4 protein-coding genes are annotated in these 2,588 nt (G+C 45.1%); 1 reads left to right on the forward strand and 3 read right to left on the reverse strand.

The window, feature by feature from the left end:
• The 3 genes from EQY_RS0110465 to EQY_RS0110475 form a co-directional block, all read right to left on the reverse strand.
• Positions 1-720, reverse strand: a 720-nt coding sequence (locus tag EQY_RS0110465) for a replication protein (protein ID WP_000147922.1), incomplete at its 3' end; no start/stop codon positions are given.
• Entirely contained in the window at positions 717-1,256 is a 540-nt protein-coding gene (locus EQY_RS0110470; protein ID WP_001182871.1) for a toxin YdaT domain-containing protein, read from the reverse strand. The genes EQY_RS0110470 and EQY_RS0110465, both read right to left, overlap by 4 nt.
• A gap of 30 nt (positions 1,257-1,286) precedes the next feature.
• Complete coding sequence (locus EQY_RS0110475; protein WP_000184665.1) at positions 1,287-1,514, reverse strand: helix-turn-helix domain-containing protein; 228 nt, start codon at positions 1,512-1,514, stop codon at positions 1,287-1,289.
• 110 nt (positions 1,515-1,624) lie between these two features.
• Between EQY_RS0110475 and EQY_RS0110480 the strand changes: the two genes are divergently transcribed.
• The gene (locus EQY_RS0110480; RefSeq protein ID WP_000712399.1) at positions 1,625-2,317 is read left to right on the forward strand and encodes an XRE family transcriptional regulator; all 693 of its coding nucleotides are present in this window, start codon (positions 1,625-1,627) and stop codon (positions 2,315-2,317) included.
• The last annotated feature ends 271 nt before the right edge of the window (positions 2,318-2,588 follow it).

The following is a 2,588-nucleotide window of genomic DNA, read 5'->3' on the forward strand; positions in this document are numbered from 1 at the left end:
CCACTCTGCGGCGGTCAGGTCTTCTGCTGTCCCCCACTTGCTGCCGCTCTGAATTGCAGCATCCGGTTTCACCACAGGAAGATCGTTTTCTGGTTGGTCAGAGGATTCGCCAGAATTCTCGGACGAAAAAGGTTTTATATTGTCTTTTGTTAGTTTGTCTTTTGTGTTTACCTGATTCGGGTAAACGCCTTTACCTGATTTGGGTAAACTTTTTTTACCTGATTCAGGTAAATTTACCTCTTTCAGGTAAACTTTATTTTTCTTACCTGATTCGGGTAATGTTGACCATTCACTGACCACATTATTAATGCCGGTATTCCGCCCGCTCTGAATAAAAATCCCACGCTTTACCAGAACACTTTTTGCAGCAGAACACTTGTGCGGCAATATCCCGGTTAATTCGGAAAGTTGCTCGTTGCTAACCCAATCCAGTTTTTTATTAAAGCCATATGTTTTGCGCATGACAGCCAGAAAGACCAGAAGCTGGTGCTGTGTTAATCCGGCCAGCATCACAGCTTCCAGCAACTCATTTGCAATGCGCGTATAACCATCATCGAGATCTGCCACGCGCGGCTCCTTTTGTGCCTCATCCGGCACTGGAAAATTGAATATCTCAGCAGTGTTTGCCATAATTCCTTCCGCAATGAGTGCGTTACGATTTGCACCTGAAAGTCGGCTCTGTTCCCGCAGACCGGCTTTCGCCATTTCTGAACCTGTCATATTGCCCCCAGCATGGTGGTAACCATCGCCATTAATGGACCAGCCAGATCCGGGTCCACACGAAACATCGACACAATACCTTCACTCATTTCCTTCAGTTTCTGGTGGCGTGGTGCGTTGAGAATGACCGCCTGCTTTGCCTCACAGAGTTCCTTTTCCATTTCAGCCAGCCGAGCCATGAAGCTATCCTGCTCAACCAGGTGGCCGCGATATTCCAGCGGTAGTACCGCCAGAATTGCCGGGGTCAGTTCACGCACGTTATTTCGGTATTTTTCAGAATCGAATTTGTTATCGAGGAAGCGGAACAGCTTCTGGCGTGCACGGCTGACATCATCAGGGAAATCGATGGTGCCGCCGCCCTGCTCCCGATACTCATTCACAATGAGTGCGGCAACAACATCCTGATTATCTGCAGCCGACCACGCGCGAACGGCATCACGGATTTTTTCGTGGCCTGGCACCTGTTTTATTTGAGAACGATTTATCACCGCAGTCGGGCTAAATCCGCTAGTCTGTTGGTATGTAAGTGGTTGCATAGTCATTGCCTTATCAGTTAACGCCGCAGTTTAGGCGGCAGAATTACTCGCGTTAAACAATGGTGCAAGGTCGGGACGAATATCTGCTGGTTTAATCTTTCCACCAGTGGCTGAGACAATTTTCATTACATAGCGGGCATCAATTCCGCCACCGTGTAGCCAACGCCAAACAGTGGGCTGGGCTACACCGCATAGATCTGCCAGTCGTTTTTGACTACCTGTAATACTGATTGCGAGTTGAATGGTTTGATTTGTCATTATCAATTCCTATTGGTATTACAATGAATGGATAATAGCAATGCGTATTAATCCAATCAATAGCAAAACGTGTTTTGACCATCAATACGCAAGCGTATAAATTAAAACTTATGAAAAAAGAAACTCTTGCTGATCGCTTAAACCTAGCGATGGAACAATCTGGAATGTCTCAAGGCGCTCTTGCAAAGGCGTCTGGCGTAGCTCAACCCACAATCTGGAGACTGACAAGCGGCAACGCACGCGGCTCAACAAAAATTGTTGAAATAGCTAATGCATTGGGTGTTCGAACAGAGTGGCTCTCATCAGGCATAGGCCCGATGAGAAATGACGGTCAACAATCAGGGAAGCCTGCTGTCAACCATTCCAAATACTTCAAAATTGACGTTCTTGATATAGAAGTCAGTGCTGGGCCGGGTGTCATCAACCGTGAGTTTGTAGAAGTCCTACGCTCGGTTGAGTACTCGTTTGACGATGCTCGTCACATGTTCGATGGCAGGAAGGCAGAAAATATCCGCATCATTAACGTACGCGGTGACAGCATGTCAGGAACGATCGAACCAGGTGATCTTCTGTTCGTTGATATCACTGTTAAATCTTTCGACGGTGATGGTATCTATGCGTTTCTGTACGACGACACAGCCCATGTAAAGCGCCTGCAAATGATGAAGGATAAGCTGCTGGTTATCTCTGATAACAAGAGCTACTCACCGTGGGACCCGATCGAAAAAGACGAAATGAATCGGGTATTTATATTTGGGAAAGTTATTGGGAGCATGCCACAGACATATAGAAAACATGGGTAGATTATTAATGACAGATTTCATCAAGATAACCAGATGATGTTTTGGTGAGACATGCTGACATCCTCATAATTTATAGAATGGATGTTTCAAGCAGAGCTTAAGGTATATGGATATGTCAAAAAAAATTTTTGAATTCAAAAATTACCCAATAGTCTTTATTGGCTCAGGCATTTCAAAAAGATATTTAGAGAACTACCCAACGTGGGAAGAGCTATTAAACGAGTATTGGAAAATAACAAATCCCACAAATGATTTCTATAGTTATCTTTTA

This window comes from Escherichia sp. TW14182 (genome assembly GCF_000208525.1).
Taxonomy (GTDB): Bacteria; Pseudomonadota; Gammaproteobacteria; order Enterobacterales; family Enterobacteriaceae; genus Escherichia; species Escherichia ruysiae.

Bases quoted from the DNA above. Each gene is read 5' to 3' on its own strand.
- EQY_RS0110475 (WP_000184665.1), bottom strand. From the start codon at position 1,514: ATGACAAATCAAACCATTCAACTCGCAATCAGTATTACAGGTAGTCAA.
- EQY_RS0110480 (WP_000712399.1), top strand. From the start codon at position 1,625: ATGAAAAAAGAAACTCTTGCTGATCGCTTAAACCTAGCGATGGAACAA.
- EQY_RS0110470 (WP_001182871.1), bottom strand. From the start codon at position 1,256: ATGCAACCACTTACATACCAACAGACTAGCGGATTTAGCCCGACTGCG.